This is a genomic window from Cellulomonas sp. IC4_254 (genome assembly GCF_011603975.1).
Lineage (GTDB): Bacteria > Actinomycetota > Actinomycetes > Actinomycetales > Cellulomonadaceae > Cellulomonas.
On the sequence record NZ_JAANNB010000359.1, the window covers coordinates 1 to 1,555 of the forward strand.

Below are 1,555 nucleotides of genomic sequence, written 5' to 3' on the forward strand. Positions count from 1 at the left end.
CGCCGGCCCCGGTCCTGCCCGGCCCGGCGTCCGCGGACGACCACGACGGCCTCACCATCCTCAGCGGCGAGCTGGCCTCGATCCGCCAGCACCTGCCGTCCTGGGCCGTGTCCCAGACCGGCGACTGGCCGTCCGGCCCCGTCGTCCCGACCCCGGCGCCCGCGCCGGGCGTCTCGGGCGCGCTGCCCGTGACCGCCGTGCCCGCGACGCCGCTGCCCGTGCCCCGGCTCGCCCTGTCCACCGGCGCGGTCGTGCCGGTCGACACCGTCGTCCTGATCGGCCGCGCGCCGCAGGCCGACCGCGCGCCCGACGGCTCCGAGGCGCGCCTGGTGACCGTGCCGAGCCCCGAGCAGGACATCTCGCGCACGCACGCCGAGGTCCGCCTGGAGGCCGGCCGGGTGCTGGTCACGGACCTGTACTCCACCAACGGCATCACCGTCGCCGCCGGCACCCTGCCGCCCCGGCGCGTCACCGCGGGCGAGCCCGTCGCGGTCGGGGAGGGGGACGTCGTCGACCTGGGCGACGGCGTGACGTTCACCGTGGAGCCGGGTGCGTGAACCGACGGCGTGAGGCCTCGCAGCCGCCGCACCTGCCCGGCTACGCGGTGCAGCGGCTGCTGGGCTCGGGGGGCTCGGCCGACGTCTTCCTGTACGAGCAGGACCTGCCGCGACGTCCGGTCGCGGTCAAGGTGCTGCTCGGCAGCGTGCACGCGGACGCGCGGGAGGCGTTCGAGCGCGAGGCGGACCTGACCGCCCGGCTCTCGCACCACCCGTCGATCGTGACGGTGCACCAGGCCGGGGTGGCCGGCGACGGCCGGCCGTACCTGGTGATGGAGTACTGCGCGCGGCCCGGCCTGGGGCAGCGGTACCGCTCGGAGCGGTTCGAGGTCGCGGAGGTGCTGGAGCTCGGCGTCCGGCTGGCCTCGGCGGTGGAGACGGCGCACCGCGCCGGGATCCTGCACCGGGACATCAAGCCCGGCAACGTGCTGACCAACGACTTCGGGCGGCCGGTGCTGACCGACTTCGGCATCGCGTCCACGGTCGACGCGGGCGGCCCGGCCGTCGGCATGTCGATCCCGTGGGCGGCGCCCGAGCTGCTCGCCGCCGCCCCGCACGGCGACGCGCGCTCCGACGTCTACTCGCTCGCCGCGACGCTGTTCTCCGCGCTCGCCGGCCGGTCGCCGTTCGAGCGACCGGGCGGCCCGAACGAGGCCGCGGACCTCGTCGGCCGGATCGAGCGCGGCGCGCCCGTGCCGTTCGCCCGGGACGACGTCCCGGACCGGCTGCGCACCGTGCTGGCCCGCGCGATGGCCCGGGAGCCGCAGCAGCGGCACGCCCGAGCCCTCGACCTCGCCCAGGACCTGCGCGCCGTGCAGGCCGACCTCGGGCTGCCGGTCACGGCGCTCGACGTCGACGACCACGCCGGGCCCGCCGGTGCGGCCGCCGCCGGCACCGCGGCCCCGGCGGACGCCACCCGCGCGCGCCCGGTCGTCGAGGTCGCGCCGCACGCCGCACCCGCCGCCGCCGCACCGGGCGCCCCCGCGGCCCCGGTGCGG

General features: G+C 78.7%; 2 protein-coding genes. Both read left to right on the forward strand.

Translation table 11 applies throughout. The features are described from left to right. Nucleotides 1–557, forward strand: a 557-nt coding sequence (locus tag G6556_RS18755; protein ID WP_166944651.1) for an FHA domain-containing protein, incomplete at its 5' end; no start/stop codon positions are given. Continuing rightward, nucleotides 554–1,555 (forward strand): serine/threonine-protein kinase (locus G6556_RS18760; RefSeq protein WP_166944652.1); only part of this gene is annotated, 1,002 nt, incomplete at its 3' end. The genes G6556_RS18755 and G6556_RS18760, both read left to right, overlap by 4 nt.